19 protein-coding genes and 1 pseudogene are annotated in these 22,462 nt (G+C 60.2%); 6 read left to right on the top strand and 14 right to left on the bottom strand.

The window, feature by feature from the left end; genetic code table 11:
• Position 1: 1 nt before the first annotated feature.
• The 4 genes from NBH21_RS07035 to rpsD form a co-directional block, all read right to left on the bottom strand.
• On the bottom strand, positions 2-829 hold the full coding sequence (locus tag NBH21_RS07035) for an inositol monophosphatase family protein (protein WP_250916172.1): 828 nt from the start codon (positions 827-829) through the stop codon (positions 2-4).
• A 48-nt stretch (positions 830-877) separates the two neighbouring features.
• Positions 878-1,765, bottom strand: a complete 888-nt coding sequence (ttcA, locus tag NBH21_RS07040; RefSeq protein ID WP_250916171.1) for a tRNA 2-thiocytidine(32) synthetase TtcA — start codon at positions 1,763-1,765, stop codon at positions 878-880.
• Between the two features lie 61 nt (positions 1,766-1,826).
• Complete coding sequence (locus tag NBH21_RS07045) at positions 1,827-2,753, bottom strand: glutaminase (RefSeq protein ID WP_250916170.1); 927 nt, start codon at positions 2,751-2,753, stop codon at positions 1,827-1,829.
• Positions 2,754-2,866: 113 nt separating this feature from the next.
• Positions 2,867-3,484 (bottom strand): 30S ribosomal protein S4, encoded by a 618-nt coding sequence (gene rpsD, locus NBH21_RS07050; protein ID WP_250916169.1) that lies wholly within the window; start codon positions 3,482-3,484, stop codon positions 2,867-2,869.
• A 335-nt stretch (positions 3,485-3,819) separates the two neighbouring features.
• Here rpsD and NBH21_RS07055 point away from each other — a divergent pair, with 335 nt between their 5' ends.
• The 3 genes from NBH21_RS07055 (at position 3,820) to NBH21_RS07065 (ending at position 6,697) form a co-directional block, all read left to right on the top strand.
• Complete coding sequence (locus tag NBH21_RS07055; protein WP_250916168.1) at positions 3,820-4,818, top strand: TerC family protein; 999 nt, start codon at positions 3,820-3,822, stop codon at positions 4,816-4,818.
• 154 nt (positions 4,819-4,972) lie between these two features.
• Positions 4,973-6,211, top strand: coding sequence for a peptidase T (pepT, locus tag NBH21_RS07060; RefSeq protein ID WP_250916167.1), 1,239 nt, complete (start codon positions 4,973-4,975; stop codon positions 6,209-6,211).
• Positions 6,212-6,274: 63 nt separating this feature from the next.
• Positions 6,275-6,697, top strand: a complete 423-nt coding sequence (locus NBH21_RS07065; RefSeq protein WP_250916166.1) for a DUF1810 domain-containing protein — start codon at positions 6,275-6,277, stop codon at positions 6,695-6,697.
• Positions 6,698-6,733: 36 nt separating this feature from the next.
• Here NBH21_RS07065 and NBH21_RS07070 read toward each other — a convergent pair whose 3' ends face one another.
• The 7 genes from NBH21_RS07070 to NBH21_RS07100 form a co-directional block, all read right to left on the bottom strand.
• On the bottom strand, positions 6,734-8,257 hold the full coding sequence (locus NBH21_RS07070; RefSeq protein WP_250916165.1) for a helicase HerA domain-containing protein: 1,524 nt from the start codon (positions 8,255-8,257) through the stop codon (positions 6,734-6,736).
• 175 nt (positions 8,258-8,432) lie between these two features.
• Positions 8,433-9,725, bottom strand: coding sequence for a hemolysin family protein (locus NBH21_RS07075; RefSeq protein WP_250916164.1), 1,293 nt, complete (start codon positions 9,723-9,725; stop codon positions 8,433-8,435).
• Positions 9,726-9,935: 210 nt separating this feature from the next.
• Positions 9,936-10,127 carry a DUF1127 domain-containing protein gene (locus NBH21_RS07080; protein ID WP_250916163.1) on the bottom strand — a complete coding sequence of 64 codons (192 nt, stop codon included), beginning with the start codon at positions 10,125-10,127 and terminating at the stop codon, positions 9,936-9,938.
• 430 nt (positions 10,128-10,557) lie between these two features.
• Positions 10,558-11,361, bottom strand: coding sequence for a glutamate racemase (murI, locus tag NBH21_RS07085; RefSeq protein ID WP_250916162.1), 804 nt, complete (start codon positions 11,359-11,361; stop codon positions 10,558-10,560).
• The gene (locus NBH21_RS07090) at positions 11,342-12,169 is read right to left on the bottom strand and encodes an RNA methyltransferase (RefSeq protein ID WP_250916161.1); all 828 of its coding nucleotides are present in this window, start codon (positions 12,167-12,169) and stop codon (positions 11,342-11,344) included. The genes murI and NBH21_RS07090 overlap by 20 nt, the downstream gene beginning before the upstream one ends.
• Positions 12,170-12,244: 75 nt before the next feature.
• The gene (locus tag NBH21_RS07095; protein ID WP_250916160.1) at positions 12,245-12,754 is read right to left on the bottom strand and encodes a hypothetical protein; all 510 of its coding nucleotides are present in this window, start codon (positions 12,752-12,754) and stop codon (positions 12,245-12,247) included.
• Positions 12,755-12,850: 96 nt separating this feature from the next.
• Positions 12,851-13,372: a hypothetical protein gene (locus tag NBH21_RS07100; RefSeq protein ID WP_250916159.1), complete on the bottom strand. Its 522-nt coding sequence runs from the start codon at positions 13,370-13,372 to the stop codon at positions 12,851-12,853.
• 223 nt (positions 13,373-13,595) lie between these two features.
• Here NBH21_RS07100 and NBH21_RS07105 point away from each other — a divergent pair, with 223 nt between their 5' ends.
• Together NBH21_RS07105 and NBH21_RS07110 are read left to right on the top strand one after the other, a co-directional pair.
• On the top strand, positions 13,596-14,810 hold the full coding sequence (locus NBH21_RS07105) for an NADP-dependent isocitrate dehydrogenase (protein ID WP_099058066.1): 1,215 nt from the start codon (positions 13,596-13,598) through the stop codon (positions 14,808-14,810).
• 213 nt (positions 14,811-15,023) lie between these two features.
• Entirely contained in the window at positions 15,024-15,650 is a 627-nt protein-coding gene (locus NBH21_RS07110) for a glutathione S-transferase family protein (RefSeq protein ID WP_250945151.1), read from the top strand.
• A gap of 36 nt (positions 15,651-15,686) precedes the next feature.
• Here NBH21_RS07110 and NBH21_RS07115 read toward each other — a convergent pair.
• Positions 15,687-16,553: pseudogene (locus tag NBH21_RS07115) on the bottom strand (AraC family transcriptional regulator).
• A 196-nt stretch (positions 16,554-16,749) separates the two neighbouring features.
• Here NBH21_RS07115 and NBH21_RS07120 point away from each other — a divergent pair.
• Entirely contained in the window at positions 16,750-18,387 is a 1,638-nt protein-coding gene (locus NBH21_RS07120) for a SulP family inorganic anion transporter (protein WP_250916157.1), read from the top strand.
• A gap of 109 nt (positions 18,388-18,496) precedes the next feature.
• Here NBH21_RS07120 and alaS read toward each other — a convergent pair whose 3' ends face one another.
• Positions 18,497-21,160 carry an alanine--tRNA ligase gene (gene alaS, locus NBH21_RS07125; RefSeq protein WP_250916156.1) on the bottom strand — a complete coding sequence of 888 codons (2,664 nt, stop codon included), beginning with the start codon at positions 21,158-21,160 and terminating at the stop codon, positions 18,497-18,499.
• A gap of 155 nt (positions 21,161-21,315) precedes the next feature.
• Positions 21,316-22,398 carry a recombinase RecA gene (gene recA, locus NBH21_RS07130; protein WP_250916155.1) on the bottom strand — a complete coding sequence of 361 codons (1,083 nt, stop codon included), beginning with the start codon at positions 22,396-22,398 and terminating at the stop codon, positions 21,316-21,318.
• Between the last annotated feature and the right edge of the window lie 64 nt (positions 22,399-22,462).

Genomic DNA, 22,462 nt, shown 5'->3' on the forward strand with positions numbered 1-22,462 from the left:
GTTATGAGGCGAATATCACTTCGCGCAGGATCATGTCGCGGCAATCCTTGTCGGGAGCGGAAATGATGCCGCCACTCGTGTCTCCCGGCAGATAGGGCGTGCTATCGAACCTGGAGGTCACGCCACCCGCTTCGGCGTGGATCAGCACACCCGCGAGATGGTCCCACGGCATGAGGCTGTGATGGCCGATGAAGTGCACCTTGCCGGTCGCCACCATCCAGTATTCGTAGGCCGAGCAGTTATAGCCGAAAGCCATTTTTGTCTTGGCAAGATTGCCGGCGATCCGTCGCTTTTCCTCATAAGCGAGGTCGTTGACGGAGATCGTACCCACCATGTCCGAAAGCGCAGCCGGACTTGCGACCCGGATCGTATTGCGAGTGCCGTCCGCCCCGAAAAAATGAGCGCCCGCGCCCTTCACCGCCGCAAGCGTATCACCGAGAACCGATTCGTGAATGAGGCCCGCGATGGTCTCGCCCTTGCGGACGACGGCGAGGTTCGTGCCGTAAATCGGCAAGCCGGCCTGGAAATTGAAGGTCCCGTCGACCGGATCAATGACGAAGGCAAGCTCGGCCCCACGCAGGCGTCCGACGACGCCCCTGTCGTTCTCATAGGCTTCCTCGCCAACGATCAGGGCGTCCGGCCAGCGTTCGAGCAGCCGTTCCGTGATGAATTTCTCGGCCAGCAGGTCGGCATCGGTAACCAGATCGATCGACGACTTCTTCTCGCTCACCTGACCGTCTTCCAGATGACGGAACCGGGGTCGTATTTCGGTTCCCGCCGCCTCCTTCACGATATCAAGCACAAGATCGAGGTGGGCGTCGTCAAACATGGATATTCTTTCCGGAAACTGTTGGCAGAGGAAAGATCTCCCGCTGCACTATTCGGATGACGACTGCGTGACAGCAAGACCCGAAAAATCGAAGAGCTTCGGGTCGAGAAGGTGCGAGGCATCCACATGACCGAGTGCACGGAGCATCGCGTCCTTGCGTCCCGGCATCTTTGCCTCGATCCCCGCCAGCATCTCCTTCATCGCATTGCGCTGCAACCCGTCCTGAGACCCGCAGAGATCGCAGGGAATGATGGGAAACGCCATGGCCTCGGCAAAGCGCGCCATGTCGTCTTCCGCCGCATAGGCAAGCGGCCGCAGCACCATGAGGTCGCCCTCGTCGTTCAGGAGCTTCGCCGGCATCGTCGAGAGACGGCCGCCATGGAAGAGGTTCATGAAGAAGGTCTCGAGGATATCCTCGCGATGATGACCGAGCACCAGCGCGTCGCACCCCTCCTCCCGGGCGATGCGATAGAGATTGCCGCGCCGAAGACGCGAACAGAGCGAACAATAGGTCCCGCCATGCGGAACCTTCTCCTTCACCACGGAATAGGTGTCGCGATATTCGATCCGGTGCGGCACACCGATCGAGGACAGATAGTCCGGCAGGATGTGCTTCGGGAAATTCGGCTGGCCCTGATCGAGATTGCAGGCGATCAGCTCGACCGGCAGCAGACCGCGCCATTTGAGATCGAGCAGGATGGCGAGCAGGCCGTAGGAATCCTTGCCGCCCGAAAGACCGACCAGCCAGCGTTTCTGGCCGTTCAGCATATCAAAGTCCGAAAACGCCTGGCGCACCTGTCGGATCAGGCGCTTGCGCAGCTTGTTGAAGCCGACGGAACGCGGCGCGACGGCAAAGACCGGATGGACGCCGGCTGACAGATCGTCATCTTCGACGGCGTCGGCTGCAAAAGTTTCGGCGGATGGCAGGACGTTCATGGGCTGGCTCCGGTGCGCTTACAGCGCTGGCCTCTGCAAATGCCTGTTTGGATCGCCAAGATCAAGTCCCGAACACTGACCAGCCGGTACGCGTGGCAAGCATTTCCAGCGCCACGGAGCCGAGCGCGGAGTTGCCGACCTTGTTCAGCCCTGGCGACCAGACCGCAATTGAGGCCTTGCCCGGCGCAATCGCCAGGATGCCGCCCCCGACGCCACTCTTGCCCGGCAGGCCGACATGATAGGCGAAGTCGCCGGAACCATCATAGTGGCCGCAGGTCAGCATTAGCGCGTTGATGCGCCGCGCACGCTTCGGCGAGACGACCGAGAAGCCGGTGAGCGGATTGGTCCCGCGATTGGCAAGGTAAAGACCGGCATGGGAAAGCTGCACGCAACTCATCGCCAGCGCGCACTGGTGAAAATAGACGCCAAGCGTGTGTTCGACCGGGTGCTGCAGGTTGCCAAAGCCGCGCATGAAGTTGGCGAGCGCGAAGTTCCGGAAGCCCGTCTCCTGTTCCGAACGCGCCACCTTCTCGTCGATGGTGACGGCATCGTCATCGGCGATGAAGCGCATGAACCGCAGGAATTCGCCGATGGCCTCGCGCGGCTTATGGCCGGCCAGCACCATGTCGGTGATCACGATGGCGCCCGCATTGATGAAAGGATTGCGCGGAATACCGTGCTCATGCTCGAGCTGAACGATGGAATTGAAGGACGAACCCGATGGCTCGCGCCCGACCCGCTTCCAGACGGACTCACCGGCCTTGCCGAGCGCCAGCGTCAGCATGAAGACCTTGGAAATGCTCTGAATCGAGAAGGACGTATCCGCATCCCCGGCAGTGTAGGTGGTGCCGTCGACGGTCGTGATCGCAAGGCCGAACTGCGTGGGATCGACGCGCGCCAGTTCCGGAATGTAATCCGCCACCTTGCCCTCGCCGAGCCGGGGCTGAAGGTCGCGTACGATATCGTCAACGACTGCCTGAAGATCCATGGCTTCCTCTCGATGCAAAGCGCAGCGAACGACATATTCAACGGGGAATGCTGCAGTGCAAATAGAAAAAGCCGCCCCGAGGGGCGGCTTTCCACAATCCGCTCTCGCAGAAATCAGCGAGAATAGAATTCGACGACGAGCTGCGGCTCCATGACGACCGCGTACGGCACGTCGGACAGGCCCGGAACGCGAGCGAAGGTAGCAACCATCTTGTTGTGGTCGACTTCGATGTAGTCCGGAACGTCGCGCTCAGCGAGAGAAACCGATTCCAGAACAGTAACCAGCTGCTTGGACTTCTGGCGAACTTCGATGACGTCGCCCGGCTTGCAACGGTAGGAACCGATGTTGACGCGAACACCGTTGACGGTAACGTGGCCGTGGTTGACGAACTGACGGGCAGCGAAGACCGTCGGTACGAACTTGGCACGGTACACGATAGCGTCCAGACGCGATTCGAGCAGGCCGATCAGGTTCTCGGAGGTATCGCCCTTGCGACGGTTTGCTTCGTCGTAGGTGGCGCGGAACTGCTTTTCGCGCAGGTCGCCGTAATAACCCTTCAGCTTCTGCTTGGCGCGGAGCTGAACACCGAAGTCGGACAGCTTGCCCTTGCGGCGCTGACCGTGCTGGCCCGGGCCGTATTCGCGACGGTTAACCGGGGACTTCGGACGACCCCAGATGTTTTCGCCCATACGGCGGTCAATTTTGTACTTGGATGAAGAGCGCTTGCTCATCGTATTTCCTTCTCAACAAGTTAGGCCGGTTTGTTACCAAAGCGGTCGAGGAAACACGCCCTCCTCTGAACGTCGTTTTGGACGTTCTGACAGGTTTCTCACGTAAGCGTACGGACGAAACCACGGGACATGTCAAAACAAACACCGGGCGTTACGGCCCGGCGTTGGTGGGCTCAATAGCGACGGATCACGGGAAAGTCAACGGCTGGCGCTTGAACTAATTGCGCCGATGACCATTTCGAGGGAACGCAGCACCGGGCCCCTCTGACGCGAGTGCCGGATTCCCGTGATGTCGGAGCTGCTATCACCAACCGTTCCGGCAAAGGAAAGCCTCGATGGATTTTCTTTGGACAGACTTCTTGGGGACCGCCATATGGATGTGGCTCTCCTTCCTGGCCCTTGTCATACTTCTACTCGCCCTCGACCTGGGCGTCCTGCACAAAAAGAACGCCGAGATCGGCATTCGCGAAAGTTTCCTGCTTTCCGCCTTCTACATGTCGCTCGGACTTGCCTTCGGCGGATGGGTCTGGTGGCAATCCGGCCAGCAAGCCGGCCTTGAATATCTGACAGGTTTCGTCGTCGAGAAAAGCCTGGCGATGGACAATATCTTCGTCATCGCCATGATCTTCGGCTATTTCGCCATTCCCCGCGCCTACCAGCACCGGGTTCTGCTCTGGGGAATTCTTGGCGTCATCGTCTTGCGCGGCATCATGATTGCCGCCGGTGCCTCTATCGTCGAGAACTACCACTGGGTTCTGTACCTTTTTGCCGCCTTCCTGATCATCACCGGCCTCAAGATGCTGCTTACCGCCAACAAGGAATATGATGTCTCGGGCAATCCGCTGCTGCGGTTCCTGCGCAAACATCTGCCGATCACGGAAAAACTCGAAGGGCACCGCTTTGTCGTCCGGCGGGAAGACGTCTTTTCCGGCAAAATGAAGATCTATTTCACCCCGCTCTTCCTGGCGTTGGTCATGGTCGAACTCGCAGACCTCGTCTTTGCGGTCGATTCCATTCCGGCGGTGTTTGCCATCACCACCGATCCCTTCATCGTCTACACCTCGAACATCTTCGCGATCCTCGGCCTGCGGGCGCTGTACTTCGCGCTGTCGGCGCTCATTCACCGCTTCGCTTATCTGAAGTATGCGCTCTCCGTGGTGCTGATCTTCATCGGTTCGAAGATCTTCGTGGCCGACATGCTCGGGCTGGCAAAGATCCCCCCCATGGTCTCGCTCGGCGTGACCCTCGCCATCCTCGGTGCTGGTATCCTCGGATCGCTCTGGGCAACCCGCAACGAGGACAAGGCAGGCGCAAACACGCTGGCTCAGGAATAGCGACCCTCTCGAAACAGGAGGTGCGGCGCAGTCATGCGCCGCTTCCTCGTCTTGGTGCGCCCCCGGCCTTTCGGCCGATCACTTCCGAGCATTCACGACAGCCCTCCGAAGGGCTATAGCTAGACGGTTTCCATATTTTCAATCCGGATAGCTCATGATCGATACCGTCCTTGAACGCTTTCTTCGCTACGTCGTCATTGATACCCAATCTGATCCCGCCTCGTCGGCGCAGCCTTCCACCGAAAAGCAGAAAGATCTCGGCCGCCTGCTGGTCGATGAACTGCTGGCAATCGGCCTTTCGGACGCCCATCTCGACGAACACGGCAATGTCTACGCCACCATTCCGGCCAATGTCGAAAAGCCGGTGCCAGTCATCTGCTTCTGCTCACACATGGATACGGCCCCCGACTTCACCGGCACGAATGTCAGGCCGCAGATCGTGCGCAACTACCAGGGTGGTGACATAAGGCTGACGGGAGACACAAGCCGGGTCATCCGCGTTGCCGACAATCCGGAACTGAACGCTCAGATCGGCCACGACATCGTCACCACGGATGGCACGACGCTTCTTGGCGCCGACGACAAGGCCGGTGTCGCCGAGATCATGACAGCCGCGCAATACCTCATGGACCATCCCGAGATACGCCGGGGCAAGATCCGTATCCTCTTCACCACCGACGAGGAAATCGGTCGTGGCGCCGACAAGGTCGATCTTCAAAAACTGGGTGCCAGCTTCGGCTACACGCTGGACGGCAGCACCGTCGGCGAAATCGAGAACGAGACGTTTTCAGCTGACGGCGTGGATATCGCCATCAACGGCGTTGCCATTCATCCCGGCACCGCCAAGGGCAAGATGGAAAACGCGATCAAGATCGCCAGCGAAATCGTCGCTCGTCTGCCGAAGGACATTGCGCCCGAAACCACCGAGGGCAAGCAGGGCTTCATCCATCCGGTCGATATCAGCGGCTCCATGGAGAAGGCCCACATTTCCCTCATCATCCGCGACTTCGTGGAAGAGGGGCTGAAGACCAAGGAAACCCTGCTTGAAGAGCTCACGAAAGAGGTCATGAAGGCCTATCCCGGCTCGACCTTCACTTTCACCATCAAGGAACAGTATCGCAACATGAAGGTCGTCCTCGACCGACATCCGATGGTGGTCGACAATCTGGTGGAGGCGGTACGGCGCATCGGCCTGACGCCGGAACTGCACAGCATCCGCGGCGGTACCGACGGCTCGCGTCTGTCCTTCATGGGCCTGCCCTGCCCCAATATCTTTACCGGTGGCCACGCCTATCACTCGCCGTTGGAATGGGTGAGCCGGCAGGACATGGAGAAATCGGTTGAAACGATCGTCGAACTGGTAAAAGTCTGGGAAGAACGCACGCCGGGCTGATGTCTCCCGCACGCGGAAGCTAAGAACAAGCCGATCCGGCATTGAACGATAAGGAGAACTCACATGAACGATCCTTTCGCTCTGGAGCGCTTCGTGAAGGCGCAGAACCCGGTCTATGAAAATGTACTCGCCGAACTTCGCAACGGACGTAAGACGAGCCACTGGATGTGGTTCGTCTTCCCGCAGGTAAGCGGCCTCGGAAGCAGCCCCATGGCTGAGAAATACGCGATTTCCTCGCTCGAAGAGGCAACGGCCTATCTCGACCACCCGGTTCTGGGGCCGAGACTCTGGGAATGCTGTGAGATTCTTATGACGACCGAAGGGTCGAGCGCGGAGGACATCTTCGGTTATCCCGACGTGCTGAAGCTGCGCTCATCGATGACGCTGTTCTCGAAGGCAGCACCCGCACCCAATATCTTCGGCGGCATATTGGAGAAATATTACGGCGGTGAGCCGGATCCGGGAACCCTTCCCCGGATCAGATGAACCATTGGCAAGCCTGCACGACACCCGACGGGAAGCCTATTCGGCCGCCGAAGGAACGTCCGCACCGCCGTCGGTAGCATTCGGATCGCCGGGCTGGGTTTCGGCCTGGAGATCGGGGAAAGCAACGATACGCTTGCCGGCAAAGTCGGTGTGCACGACCACAAGCCCCTGCTCTTCGAAATAGCCGAGAAGCCTGCGGGCACGGCGGGCGGAATGCGTGCCATAAGCCTTGGCGATACGAAGGTCGGAAGGGCAAGCCTCGCCCCTGATTGCCGCCTTCGCCATCAACAGGAACACGCCCTGCAGATCGTCGGAAACGCCGGCGGAAAGCGAAAGCGCTGTCGCCCAGGCTTCGCTGGCTGCCGTTTCTTCGTCCACCCCTGCCCGCGCAATCGCCACCCGGCGGCGAAACTCGCCCATCGCCATCGGCGGACCGGGCACGCGACGCATGCGGGCGCGAACGAGGAACTCCTGATAAAGAACGGAATCAGTGCGATAGGCCGCCTGCGGATCTGCAAGGATTTCCGAGAGAACCGCAGCAAGGCGCTCTTCCCGCTCCTCTTCCGAGATTTCCGGCGTGCTGCTTGCCCTGCTTTCGGTCGCGACCGGCTGGGTCGCTGCCGGGGTCGAACGGGACAGTTCGGCAAGGATATCGGTGGTCGGGCGCGGCGCGGGCGGCGCACGGCGAACGATCGGACGGGTGAATTCTTCCGGATCCGGCGTGAAGATCAGATCCTCGACATCCTGCGGCGCATCCGGCAGCGGCATCAGCTTCGGGCTGGATGAGCGCGCCGAAGTCTCGACCGTTCCAATAACGATCGGCAGCGGACGACGGGAAAGTGCGGGACCGAGTGCCACGAAATTGCCGCGCTTGAGATCGCGGAACATTTCCGCTTGCCGGCGATCCATGCCGAGCAGATCGGCCGCGCGCGCCATGTCGATATCGAGGAAGGTTCGGCCCATCAGGAAGTTGGAGGCTTCCGCCGCCACGTTCTTGGCGAGCTTGGCAAGGCGCTGTGTGGCGATGACGCCGGCAAGCCCGCGTTTACGGCCACGGCACATCAGGTTGGTCATCGCGCCGAGCGACATCTTGCGGGCATCTTCGGAGACGTCACCGCCGACGGAGGGTGCAAACATCTGCGCCTCGTCCACCACCACAAGCACCGGAAACCAGTATTCGCGCTCGGCATCGAACATGCCGTTGAGGAAGGCAGCGGCAGCTCGCATCTGCTGCTCGATATCGAGCCCTTCCAGCGTCAGGACGCAGGAAACACGGTGCTGGCGGATGCGGTTGGCGATGCCGGCAAGCTCGGCCTCGGTCCGCTCGCCATCGACGACAACGTGGCCGTACTTGTCTGAAAGGGTTACGAAATCGCCTTCCGGGTCGATGATGACCTGCTGTACCCAGGGGGCCGACTGCTCCAGCAGACGACGCAGCAGGTGCGACTTGCCCGAGCCGGAATTGCCCTGCACGAGCAGGCGCGTTGCCAACAGCTCCTCGATATCGAGCTTGGCCGGCTGACCGCCAGACACAGTTCCCATATCGATCCCGACCTGCAATTCCCCAACCTCGAAAAGTGCGAATCCCCAATGCCGCCGAAGCGGCGCACCGGATCATGCCATAGCAAAATTGTTGCGGACGTGCGCGTCAGGAAAAAATTAACCCACAGGGGAAATACGCGGACGCCCAGCCCGACACGCTGCCTTCGATGGAACGCAGCGCACCGGGATCGGATCAGATATCCGGCTCGGATGCAGGCGAGACCAGCAGCTTATCGATCCGGCGACCATCAAGGTCGATCACTTCGAACTTCCATCCATCCTTGACAAAACTCTCGCCCAGTTCGGGAATGCGCTTCAGTTCGGCAATGACGAAGCCCGCAACGGTCGTGTAGTCAGGGTCCGATTCGGTCGTCACACGGATCTTGTCGACAAATTCGTCGATCGGCGTCCAGCCGGCCACCAGGAACGAACCATCGTCGCGGCGAACCAGCGACGGTTCCTCCTCGTCCCCCTCCTGGAAGGCACCGGTAATCGCCTCCAGAATGTCTCCGGATGTAACGATGCCCTCGAAATGTCCGTATTCGTCGTAGACCAGCGCCATGTGGAGCGGCGTCTTGCGCATCGCCTGGATGATATCCATGGCGCTCGCAAGGTCCGACACGATCGGCACTTCGCTGATGATAGTGCGGATATCCAGCGGCGCGTCGCCAACCGTAATCGCATCGTAGACGTGCTTCACGAACAGGACGCCGATGATCTCGTCGGAATTGCCATTGCGCACCGGCAGGCGCGAATGCTGCGTCTTGCGCAGGGTTTCGCGAATTTCCTCCGGGGTATCTTCGATGTCGACGACCTCGACGTCACGGCGCGGCGTCATCAGGCCACGTGCCGTCCGGTCCGCCAGACGCATGACACCTGAGATCATAGCCTGTTCTTCGGTTTCAATCACACCGGCGCTCTGCGCTTCCGCAAGCACCGTCTTGATCTCTTCGTCCGTGACCGTACCGACGGAGGCACCGCTTTGGCCGAGAAGACGAAGGACGAGCTTGCCCGAAGCATCGAGCAACCACACCAGCGGTGCCGCGACCCGGGAAAGCATCAGCATCGGCCCGGCAACCTTGGAGGCAACGCTTTCAGGGTTACGCAAGGCGATCTGCTTTGGAACCAGCTCACCGACAATCAATGAAAGATAAGTAATGAAAACAACAACGGAGCCGACACCAAGAGCGTTTGCGGCGCTGACGGACAATCCCTGCAATTCGAGCCATTCGGAAAGACGGGCACCAAGCGTGGCGCCTGAGAACGCGCCCGACAGGACGCCAACGAGGGTAATGCCAATCTGTACGCTGGACAAAAACCTGCCCGGGTTTTCGGCTAGCCTGATGGCAACCGCCGCGCCCGTATTACCCTGTTCGGAAAGAACCCTCAGGCGAGCAGCCCTAGAGGACACAACAGCCAATTCCGACATAGCAAGAACGCCGTTCAACAAAGTCAGAAAAACGACGATCAAAATTTCCGTTAACAAAACGAGAATCAAAGCTCCTCTACACCGGCTGAGCGTCCGGCAACGAGGACGATCTCTAGCATAGAAGCTACCGCCTTCCAAACGGGAACCCTGTCGCACCCAAGAATTGACAGCCCTTGAATGGAAGGGGCAGGAGGAGCGGTTCAGTCACCGAAAACCCCTCGGGAAAGAGGTGCCCGGCAACAGCATTACCAGGCACTTCTTCGGGTCTCAAAACCTTGCATCCCAAGGATTGAGGCTGATCGGGCGGCGCTGAACCTCGACTTCAGGAAGGCCGATATCCCGACGCATGTGATTGTTGAGACCATCGACGCGGTTCGAAGCCCGCCGCTCCCGCCAGACAGTTGCGAGCAGAGCCCGGGCAACCCTCCAGAAGCCGAATTCGCGGTGCAGTTCCCCCACGGTCCTTGCCAAGGGATAAGCAACCAAAGATTGTATTTCACGCATGATTTTCCGTCCCGGCGCATTGCAGCAACCCGGCCCTTCAAAGCTTGCGACGGATCAACGGGATACGCGAAAACGACAAGCGTCGTCGCGTTAGCCGATCACGTCAGTAAAATGAGGATGTGTGAAAAAAATCGCCAATCAGGCGCGATACGCCTGAGTTCCGGCAACACATTGAGCTGAATTTCGCGGCATTATAGCCCAGTCAGCTCGTCCGCCGTCGAGGCGCATATGCGAAGAAAAAGCATTCATGCTGCGCCTCCTGTGTCTAGATCCGGCAGATTGTGAAAACATGTCACGACATCATCCGCCAGACAAGACCACAATTGCGAATTGTGTTCGCTGAATCGGCAGAGTTGCAAAATTGCAACAATCTCCATTGACCGGCTCACGACATCGTGAGACCGAAGCCCTGCATCAGCCGGCGCGTGGAAAAGTCCGGCTTTCCGGAAGTGAAGACGGCGAAGTCGAAACCCTCCGGGTGCTCGGCGCCTTCGATAAGCGGCACCAGACGCCGGGCCTGGCGGGCGATCGCCTCGGCCGGGTCCAGCCAGTCGACCGGCCAGGGTGCAAGCCGGCGGAAGACATTGGCAAGAAACGGATAATGCGTGCAGGCAAGCACGACGATATCCGTCTTTTCTTCTTCCTTCTCGACGAAACAGGGAGAGATTTCCGCAAGCACGGCTTCGTCCGGGATTGTCTCGCCGCGAATATAAGCCTCGGCCATCCTTGCAAGGTTCTCCGAACCGACAAGGCGCACATCACATTTCGTGGCGAAGGACTGGATGAGATCGCGCGTGTAGGCGCGCTTGACCGTTCCGGGCGTGGCAAGCACCGAGACAAGGCCGGAGCGGGTCCGCTCCGCGGCCGGCTTGATGGCCGGGACGGTGCCGATAAAGCGCATGTCGGGAAAGGTATGGCGCAAGTCGGTTCCGGCAAGGGTGAAGGCCGTATTGCAGGCAACGATTACAGCCTCCGGATCGTACCGCTCCAGAAGATCGGCGAATAGCCCGACGATCCGCTCGCGGAGAGGCTGCTCTTCCCAGCCACCATAGGGAAAGCCGGCATCGTCAGCGACATAGATGAAACCGCGCTCCGGCATCAAGACGCGCGCCTCGCGCAGCACGGTAAGGCCGCCGATCCCGGAATCGAAAACCAAAACCGGTTTCAGATCATGCCCCGCTGTCGTCATCCCCGTTATCGTCCCCATTGTCCAGCTTGCCCGCGCCCCGCGGGTTCTTGCGGCTGTAGCGGTCGAATGTGGCGAAAACGCCGCGAAGAACGTGAATTTCCTGCTCGGTGAAGGCGCGGCGCGACAGGACCGCCCTCAGGTTCTCCACCATGCGCGGCTTCTTGCCGACCGGCCGGAAATAGCCACGGGCATCCAGGGCTTCCTCGAGCATTTCGAAGAGGCCGATCAGGTGTTCCTTGGTCGCCGGGTTCTGCTCCACCGCCTGGAACCGCGTTTCACCAAGGTCCTCCATGCCGGATTTCATCCACTCATAGGACATGAGCAGCACAGCCTGGGCGATATTGAGCGAGGCGAAGGCGGGGTTGACCGGAAAGGTGACGATCTCGTCCGCCAGCGCCACTTCCTCGTTGGTCAGCCCCCAGCGCTCGCGCCCGAACAGGATGCCCGTCCGCTCACCGCCGCGAAACTTGCCGCGCAGCGTTTCGGCAGCCGTCACCGGAGAGCGTACCGGCTTGAAGCCATCGCGCTCTCGCGCGGTCGTCGCATAGACGAAGTTGAGATCGGAAATCGCTTCCCCGAGCGTCTCATAGACCCGTGTGGCGTCGATGACGTGGTCCGCCTTGGACGCGGCGGAACGGGCCTTCTCGCTCGGCCATCCGTCCCGCGGATTGACGAGGCGCAATTCCCACAGTCCGAAATTCGCCATGGCCCGGGCGACCATCCCGATATTCTCGCCAAGCTGCGGCTCCACGAGGATGATTACCGGTCCTTCCGCCAGAAGCGCGCGCTCGCTGTTCGTACCTGCCATGTTCCTGTCCGAGGTTTATAAGTGGCGGCTTCACTGGCACAGGCTGCGGCAAAAATCAAAAACTCATTGCCGCAATCAGGGGCTGGCGAGTCTCTCCAGTGACGCTTTCAGCGAAAACCAGCTGCCATCCGACCTTTCCCGCAGGATATCGTCGATGACGAAGCGCATTCCTGCGGCATCGTCTGTGAGCAGGATGAACATCAGCCTCATCTGCGATCCACTCCCGGAATCACCATTGCAGGACGGCAGTTCGAACCTTGCCTCGACCATAATCCGCGTATCGGGTCGGGTCAGATCAGCGACATGGACGTTGCCGATGGGACATCGGTTCGCATCGCCAGTCACCGGATCCTCTTCGAAAAGGCTGACCTCCCGGCGCATCCGGGCCGCGTTCAGGGCTTTCGTATACGCGGACACGAAGTCCGCGCCGAAATCATTGAGCAACTGGATCTCGGTGAAATAGGCCTGATGACCATCCGGTTCATCGAGCGAGTTCGCAACGATCCTGTCGGCATAGGCGCGGACCAGCTCCACGCGGTCATTCGCGCTTGCCGGCTGCACCAGAGCCGGCAGAAGAAAAAGCACTAGCCCGCACGTCCGTCGCATACGCCTCTCACCTCTCGCCAATGCAATCAGTAGCGCAGCAATGATGACCGATGCAACTGGCCGAAACTTGAACCATCACTGGACGGCAATGGCCTTAAGATCATTCTTGATCGAGCTTGAGGAATTACCGTTCTCTACAGGAAAGATGTCGTCGATTACTTGCCGGCCATTCTCGGTCTTTACATGGAAGATCAGCACCCTGTCTTCCCTATAGGCGGGATCGTCGCCGAAGCATTGGTGATTGTTGAAGAGTGCCGTTACCTGCCCGTCTCCGTCGTCTTCGATACGGATGTTTTCGAAGTTGCAGCCATCCTGACCTCCGGCGATCGGATCATAGTCGAACGGGCTACCCGTGGTTTCGCCCTCCGGAAGGTCATAGGCAGGATGCTTCGACGCCTCGTGATAGGCCTTGGCGAAATCGACACTGAAAAGCCGCTTGAGGCGATCATCGCTGAACACGTCGTCATCGGAGGCGGCTTCCCCTGCCCAGTTACCGGCGGCCACATTGATGACCTCCTTGACCGGAGCCGTCGGGTCGGCGGCAAGCGCGGAGCCGGCGGCAAGGACAAGGAGAGCGGCGAAAAGCTTGGATTTCATCGGTGATTTCCCGGCGACTGAAAGGCATGGCGCAAGATATCTCCAGCCGGATAAAGCTCAAGCCCACCGGTCGCATGCCTAAGGCCAAAGTTGGTATGATTTTGTGAACGAAAAGCCGCTATCCGGGCGGTGCAGTGCTTTGCGTTCCCGATCCGGAATGCTATAGCGCAGCAAGCCTAAACACTGGGACCCTCGTCCCTCCCCCCAATCAGCGAGGATATTCATGAGCAAGATCAAGGTAGCCAACCCGGTCGTCGATCTCGACGGCGATGAGATGACACGCATCATCTGGCAGTTCATCAAGGACAAGCTGATCCTGCCTTATCTTGACCTGCAGATCGAATATTACGACCTCTCCGTCGAGAACCGCGACGCCACCAACGACCAAGTGACCGTAGACGCCGCCAACGCCATCAAGAAGCACGGCGTCGGCATCAAGTGCGCGACCATCACTCCGGACGAAGCACGCGTCAAGGAATTCAACCTCAAGGAAATGTGGAAGAGCCCGAACGGCACCATCCGCAACATCCTCGGCGGCGTGATCTTCCGCGAACCGATCATCTGCAAGAACGTTCCGCGCCTGGTTCCCGGCTGGACCAAGCCGATCGTCGTCGGCCGCCACGCCTTCGGCGACCAGTACAAGGCAACCGACTTCAAGTTCCCCGGCAAGGGCACACTGACCATCAAGTTCGTCGGCGAAGACGGCCAGACGATCGAGAAGGAAGTCTACAAGGCTCCGGGCGCCGGCGTGGCTCTCGCCATGTACAACCTCGACGAATCGATCCGCGAATTCGCCCGTGCCTCGATGATGTACGGCCTGATGCGCAAGTGGCCGGTCTACCTGTCGACCAAGAACACCATCCTCAAGGCCTATGACGGCCGCTTCAAGGATATCTTCGAGGAAGTCTACCAGGCTGAGTTCAAGGCCAAGTTCGACGAAATCGGCATCACCTACGAACACCGCCTGATCGACGACATGGTCGCCTCGGCGCTCAAGTGGTCCGGCGGCTACATCTGGGCCTGCAAGAACTACGACGGCGACGTTCAGTCCGACACTGTCGCTCAGGGCTTCGGCTCGCTCGGCCTGATGACCTCCGTTCTGCTCACCCCCGATGGCAAGACCGTCGAGGCCGAAGCTGCCCACGGCACGGTGACCCGTCACTACCGCCAGCACCAGAAGGGTCAGGAAACCTCGACCAACTCGATCGCCTCGATCTTCGCCTGGACCCGCGGTCTCGCTCACCGCGCCAAGCTGGACGACAACGCCGATCTCGCGAAGTTCGCCACCACCCTGGAAAAGGTCTGCATCGAAACCGTCGAATCCGGCTTCATGACCAAGGACCTGGCCCTGCTCATCGGTCCCGATCAGCCGTGGCTCTCCACCACCGCCTTCCTCGACAAGATCGACGAAAACCTCCAGAAGGCCATGGCCGCCTGAGGTTTAAGCCCTATCGCTTTCGACGAGAAACCCGGCCTAGCGCCGGGTTTTTTCGTTCTGGAGTCCTAAGTTTCTCCCCGTCAGAAGACTATGGAGTTCCGTCAAATGCCGGCCACATGACCGTGGCAACATCTTCGGCATGGCGTCAGGCGAGGTTCGTTGACACGGCAGACAAACGAACATAGCATGAACAAAAAAGGAGGGAGGAGCAGCGTGAGCGAAATCGTTTTCTATACCAATCCGATGTCGCGCGGACGCATTGTCCGCTGGATGCTGGAAGAGACGGGCGTTCCCTATCGCACGGAGATCGTTCCCTTTGGCCAGCCTATGAAGAACGAGGCCTATTGCTCCATCAATCCGATGGGCAAGGTGCCGTCGATCGTGCATCGCCAGAAAGTCGTGACCGAGTGCGCGGCAATCTGCGCCTATCTCGCCGACGCCTTTCCCCAGGCGGGCCTTGCCCCGCCCACCATGGATCGAGCCGACTATTACCGCTGGATGTTCTTTGCCGCCGGTCCGCTGGAGGCCGCCGTCTCCAACCGCGCGCTTGGTTTTGTCGTGCCGGAAGACCGTCGCCGCATGGTCGGCTACGGCTCGTACGACGACGTGATGGCCACGCTCGAAAAGGCCGTCAGCAGCAGCGCTTACATTGCGGGCGAACGCTTCACCGCAGCAGACGTCTATGTCGGTTCCCACATCGGCTGGGGTCTGCAATTCGGCTCGATCGAAAAGCGGCCCGCATTCGTCGACTATCTCGGACGCCTCAGCCAGCGTCAGGCCTATCAGCGCGCTGTAGAGCTGGACAATACCGCGATGGCAGCCCTGCAGAAGACTGCATGACTCCTTCGCGGTGTCGCTGATCGAAAAAGTGTGCCGTCAGGTGGAAGCAGCCGGCTTCAGCGGCAGACAGATCTCGGTCAGAAGTTCGGTTGGAGGAACCTCACGGGGATTGTTGAGGTAAATCTCGAAAACCGGCGCATCGCGAACGTCCCTGCCCGACTTGCGCAGCCACTCGCCATAAAGCCAGCGATAGGCAAAACGCATGTCGGCATAGGGCCCCTTGTGCAAAAGGACGGCACACTCCCCGCCTTCGACCATTGCGCTCTGCAATGGAGGATCGACTGCCACCCGACCGCCGTTGGTCACGCAGGCGAGCGATCGCAATTCGCTTTCCGCCACGCTTTCCGGATCGCTGTAATAGATCGCCAGCATCCGCGCTGCAGGATCGGCTAGATTTCGGCTGAACAACGTGCCGAAAAGCTGCTCGAAGGCCTTGCCGATTTCCATATAGGCGCCACGATGGGCAACGCCGATCACCGGCGTTTCGTCTGATGTTCTCAATGTCACGTCATACATAACCCGATCCTCCTTCTCATGGACCATCTGGAACGTCTGATGGCTCCCCTCCTTCCGGTATCGCGCTGGTGGCAGACCATAGGCCGCTTTGAAGATGCGATTGAACGACTGGAGATTGGGATAGCCGCAGCGGCGGGCGATCAACGAGACGGAACGGTCGGATGCAGCAAGTTCAGCTGCAGCGCGCTGCAGCCGCAGGCGCTTGACCGTTGCAGCCAGCGTCTTACCATGCACCGCACGATAGATGCGGTGCCAGTGATAGGGTGACATGCAGGCGACCTCCGCGAGCCGGTCGCTATCGAGTTCTTCGTCCAGATGCTAGTAGATATGGCTCGAAACCCTCAGCAGTCTGCTTTCGTAGGTCCCCCAGATGTCCGCTTTCGTCATTTTTTCCGTCTGTTGATCGTGGTGCCGTTGCGGCGGAGAATGAAGCACAGGCCGGTTTGACAAATCCTGCTTTATATTTCCTGACGTTCGTCAAATACGGCCGACCGTCGATTTGCGATTGCGCGGACTCGGGTTACCAATTGGAATCGCCGGGAACGGCGTCGTTCTCAATCATTCTTTGCATCGGCGGACCATCGTGAACAGTGAATTCCAGCCAAAGCTGATCAGCGTTCTTGCCGAAGGATACGGCTTCGCCCGCCTGAAGGCGGACGCCATTGCCGGCCTGACGGTCGCAATCGTCGCCTTGCCCCTCTCCATGGCGATTGCCATAGCATCCGGCGTCACACCGGACCGGGGGCTTTTCACTGCCATCGTCGGCGGTTTTCTTGTCTCGGCGCTCGGCGGCAGCCGTCACCAGATCGGCGGACCGGCCGGCGCCTTCATTGTGCTGGTTGCGGCGACCGTCACGGCGCACGGTATCGACGGACTGCTGCTGGCAACGGCGATGGCCGGCCTCTTCCTCGTGCTGGCGGGCCTGCTGCGGCTTGGCGACTATGTGAAATTCATTCCCTATCCCGTGACGGTCGGCTTCACCGCCGGCATTGCCGTCATCATCTTTTCCAGCCAGATCACCGAACTTCTCGGTCTTACCCTACCCGCAAGGGAGCCCGGACCGCTTGTCGAAAAACTGCCGGTGCTGGCCAGCGCCCTTCCAACTCTCAACCCGGCCGCGGCTACCGTCGCATTTCTGACGATCGCGACCATCCTCATCCTTCGCAGGTTTCGCCCGTCCTGGCCGGGGCTGCTGATCGCCGTCGGTGTCGCATCCCTTGCCGCAACTCTGCTGAACCTGCCGGTGGAAACCATCGGAACGCGCTTCGGCGGCATACCCCGCAGCCTGCCGGTTCCCCATCTACCATCGTTTTCGCCCGAGCTTGCGCAGGCAGTATTGCCTGACGCCATCGCCTTCGCATTGCTCGGTGCGATCGAGTCTCTGCTGTCCGCCGTCGTGGCAGATGGCATGACCGGGCGCCGGCATCGCTCCAACATCGAACTCATCGGCCAGGGCGTGGCCAATATCGGTTCGGCCCTCTTCGGCGGCATGTGCGTCACGGGCACCATCGCGCGCACCGCAACCAATGTCCGCGCCGGCGGGACCAGCCCGTTCTCGGGCATTCTGCATGCCGTCTTCCTGCTGGTCTTCATGGCGTTGGCAGCGCCGCTCGCCAGCTATATACCGCTGGCATCGCTCGCGGGTGTGCTGGCGATCGTTTCGTGGAACATGGTCGAAAGGCCCGCCTTCGCCGCCCTGCTCAGGTCGTCGCGCGGTGACGCGGTCGTTCTGCTGGCAACCTTCCTGCTGGTGATCTTCCGTGACCTGACCGAAGGCATTGTCGTCGGCTTCACCTTGGGCGCGTTGCTTTTCATCAACCGCATGAGCAAGAGCGTAACGGTCGTGCCTCACGAGGAAGAATCGGAGCACCCGCTGAAGAATACCGACCCCGACACGGTGGTCTACCGGATCGGTGGCGCCTTCTTCTTCGGCGCAGCCGCAACCGTGGGCTCGGTTCTCGACCGGATCGCGGACCGGTACCACAACCTCGTTCTGGATTGTTCCGCGGTTTCCTTCATGGATTCGACAGCGGCCAACGTCATTGCCGGCACGATCCGGAAGGCGGAGAGAGCTGGTGTGCGCGTCTTCATCGCCGGTGCCAATCCGGACTTCAGGCACCTTCTGGAAACCCACGAGGTGAGAAGTCCCGAAGTCGAATATGTCGAGACCATCAAGGCCGCCCGAACACTGATCCGTGAGGTACGACCACCGGAAGCCTGAAACTCTCGAGCCAGAGGCGGTTCCTCCTCAAGCAAAAGGGCGCGGAAACTGTCCGCGCCCTTCCGGCATTTCATTTCTGGGGCATCCTCCCGCAAGGGAAACCAGCCGTTCAGCCAGCCAGTGCGGTCGCGACGGCCTCAATTGCCGCATCCGCCTTGTCGCCGTCGGGACCGCCAGCCTGAGCCATGTCCGGCCGGCCGCCGCCGCCCTTGCCGCCAACGACGGCAGCAGCGACGCGAACGAGATCCACGGCGCTGAACCGTCCTGCGAGATCGGCGGTCACGCCGACGACAACGCTGGCCTTGCCGTCTTCCGAAACGCCGATCAGCGTGATGACACCCGATCCGAGCCCGGCCTTGCTCTCATCGACGAGGCCCTTCAGATCCTTGGCATCCACGCCCTTCAGCACCTTGCCGAGGAAACGGGTGCCTGCGACATCGCGAGCACCTTCATCGGCAGCAGCCTGACCGCTGCCGCCCATGGCGAGCTTGCGCTTGGCGTCGGCCAGTTCGCGCTCCAGCTTGCGCCGTTCATCGACCAGTGCCTCGACGCGCGAAACGACATCGCCCGGCTGAACCTTCAGTGCCGTGGCAAGCTGCTTCACCCGCTCGTCCTGCTCGGAGAGATAGGCGCGCGCCGCCTCACCGGTCAGCGCCTCGATGCGGCGCACGCCAGCGCCAACCGCGCTGTCCGACAGGATCCGGACGAGGCCGATATCGCCGGTTGCGGTGACATGGGTACCGCCGCAAAGTTCGACGGAATAGGGCTTTCCGGCCTTCGGACCATGGACCGCAGTGCCCATCGACACCACGCGGACTTCATCGCCGTACTTTTCACCAAAGAGGGCCATGGCACCTTCGGCAATGGCGTCATCGACGCTCATCAGACGGGTGGTAACCGGCGCGTTCTGGATGACGATCTCGTTGGCCATCTCTTCGACGACCTTGAGTTCTTCCGCCGAGATCGGCTTCGGATGAGAAACGTCGAAACGCAGACGCTCGGGCGCAACCAGCGAACCCTTCTGCGCTACGTGGGTGCCGAGAACCTCGCGCAACGCCTCGTGGATCAGATGGGTCGCTGAATGGTTGGAACGCAAACGCGAGCGGCGGGCGTGATCGACCGTCAGGCTGACGGCGTCGCCGACGCGGATCGTGCCGTCCGAGACTTCGGCAATATGTACGAAAAGGCCTTCGCCCTTCTTCTGAACGTCGGAAACGGAGAGGCTTGCAGTATCGCTTGCGATCTTGCCGGCATCGCCCATCTGGCCACCCGACTCGCCGTAGAACGGGGTCTGGTTGACGATCACCTGGACAGCATCGCCCTTGGAGGCGCTATCGACGGCGACGCCATCCTTGACGATTGCCAGCACCTGGCCTTCAGCCACCTCGGAGGAATAGCCGAGGAACTCCGTCGCGCCATGCTTTTCCTTCAGCTCGAACCAGATGGTTTCGGTAGCCTTGTCGCCGGACCCGGCCCAATGGGCACGCGCTTCCGCCTTCTGGCGCTGCATGGCGTCGTTGAATCCGGTGATGTCGACACCGATGCCACGGGCGCGCAGCGCATCCTGTGTCAGGTCGAGTGGGAAGCCATAGGTGTCGTAGAGCTTGAAGACGGTCTCGCCATCGAGGCTATCGCCCTTCTTCAGGTCGCTGGTCGCGTCCGAAAGCAGCGAGAGGCCGCGCTCCAACGTCTTGCGGAATCGGGTTTCCTCAAGCTTCAGCGTTTCGGAGATCAGCGCCTCGGCGCGCACCAGTTCGGGATAGGCGCGGCCCATCTGCTGAACCAGCGTCGGCAGCAGCTTGTAGATGACCGGTTCACGCGCACCGAGGAGCTCGGCATGACGCATGGCGCGGCGCATGATACGGCGAAGCACATAGCCGCGGCCTTCGTTCGACGGCAGCACGCCGTCGGCGATCAGGAAGGCAGAGGAACGCAGGTGGTCGGCGATGACCCGGTGGCTTGCCCGGCGCTCGCCCTCGGCCTTGACGCCGGTGAGTTCGACCGAAGCCTCGATCAATGCGCGGAACAGGTCGATGTCGTAATTGTCATGCTTGCCCTGCAGAACGGCGGCAACGCGCTCGAGGCCCATGCCCGTGTCGATCGACGGACGCGGAAGGTCGACGCGCTCCTCCTTCGTGATCTGCTCGTACTGCATGAAGACGAGGTTCCAGATCTCGATGAAGCGATCGCCATCCTCTTCCGGCGAGCCGGGAGGACCGCCCCAGATATGGTCGCCATGGTCGTAGAAGATTTCCGAGCAAGGACCGCAGGGGCCGGTATCGCCCATGGCCCAGAAGTTGTCACTCGTCGGAATGCGGATGATCTTCTCGTCGGAAAGGCCGGCGATCTTCTTCCACAGGCCGAAAGCCTCGTCGTCGGTATGGTAGACGGTGACCAGCAGGCGATTGCGGTCGAGACCGAATTCCTTGGTAATCAGGCTCCAGGCAAGCTCGATGGCGCGTTCCTTGAAGTAATCGCCGAAGGAGAAGTTGCCGAGCATTTCGAAGAAGGTGTGGTGACGCGCAGTGTAGCCCACATTATCGAGGTCGTTGTGCTTGCCGCCCGCGCGCACGCATTTCTGTGCCGTCGCGGCCGTAGAATACGGACGCTGTTCAAGGCCGGTAAAGACGTTCTTGAACTGCACCATGCCGGCATTGGTGAACATCAGCGTCGGGTCGTTGCGCGGCACCAACGGGCTGGATGAAACGACTTCGTGGCCGTTGGTCTTGAAATATTCGAGGAAAGTCGACCGGATGTCGTTTACGCCGCTCATGTCACGCCCTTCATTCACGCCGGAATCCGGCCATTCGCGAAAATCAATGGCTTTTATCGTCCGGAATCCCCACTGTCCAGCCGCCCGACGTAAAACCGGCCGCACCTCGCAAGAGATGCAGCCGGCAAAGAAATCAAAACGCAAAAACGAGGGGCTTATTCGTCTGCGCCGTCGCCGTCGTTTGCATCAGGGCCACCGTTCTGCAGGCTCTCGGCAATGAGACCGGCATTCTGGCGAAGCGCCATTTCAATCTCCTGGGCAAGCGCCGGATTGTCACGCAGGAACAGCTTGGCGTTTTCACGCCCCTGCCCCAGACGCTGGCTATTGTAGGAGAACCAGGCGCCCGACTTTTCGACGATACCGCCCTTGACCCCGAGATCGATGAGTTCACCGGTCTTGGAAACACCCTCGCCATACATGATGTCGAATTCGACCTGCTTGAAGGGAGGCGCCATCTTGTTCTTGACGACCTTGACGCGGGTCTGGTTGCCGATGACCTCTTCGCGCTCCTTGACCGCACCGATACGGCGGATATCGAGGCGCACGGAAGCGTAGAATTTCAGCGCATTACCGCCAGTGGTGGTTTCCGGCGAGCCGAACATGACGCCGATTTTCATGCGGATCTGGTTGATGAAGATGACCATGCAGTTCGAACGGGAGATCGACGCGGTCAGCTTGCGAAGCGCCTGGCTCATGAGGCGCGCCTGAAGACCTGGCAGGTTATCGCCCATCTCACCTTCGATTTCGGCACGCGGCGTAAGAGCCGCGACCGAGTCGATGACGAGCACATCGACGGCACCGGAACGCACGAGCGTATCGGTGATTTCGAGAGCCTGCTCGCCGGTATCGGGCTGGGAGATCAGAAGGTTCTGCAAGTCGACACCGAGCTTGCGGGCATAGACCGGATCGAGCGCATGTTCTGCATCGACGAAGGCGCAGATGCCGCCCTTTTTCTGGGCTTCGGCAATCGTCTGCAACGCGAGCGTCGTCTTGCCGGAGCTTTCCGGACCGTAGATTTCAATGATACGCCCCTTCGGCAATCCGCCGACGCCGAGAGCAATGTCGAGACCGAGAGAGCCAGTCGAAACCGTTTCGATTTCGACCACGCTCTCGTTCGCGCCGAGCTTCATGATAGAGCCCTTGCCGAACGACCGTTCGATCTGAGAGAGCGCTGCTTCCAATGCCTTGCTTTTGTCCACCGATTTGTCCTCTACGAGCCGCAAAGAATTTTGTGCCATTCTGTCCACCTTTAGGTTATTGAAGCCGCATAGGCAATGAAGCAGCCGGTGGACTGTATGTACA

The organism is Ciceribacter sichuanensis, from assembly GCF_024055605.1.
Taxonomy (GTDB): Bacteria; Pseudomonadota; Alphaproteobacteria; order Rhizobiales; family Rhizobiaceae; genus Allorhizobium; species Allorhizobium sichuanense.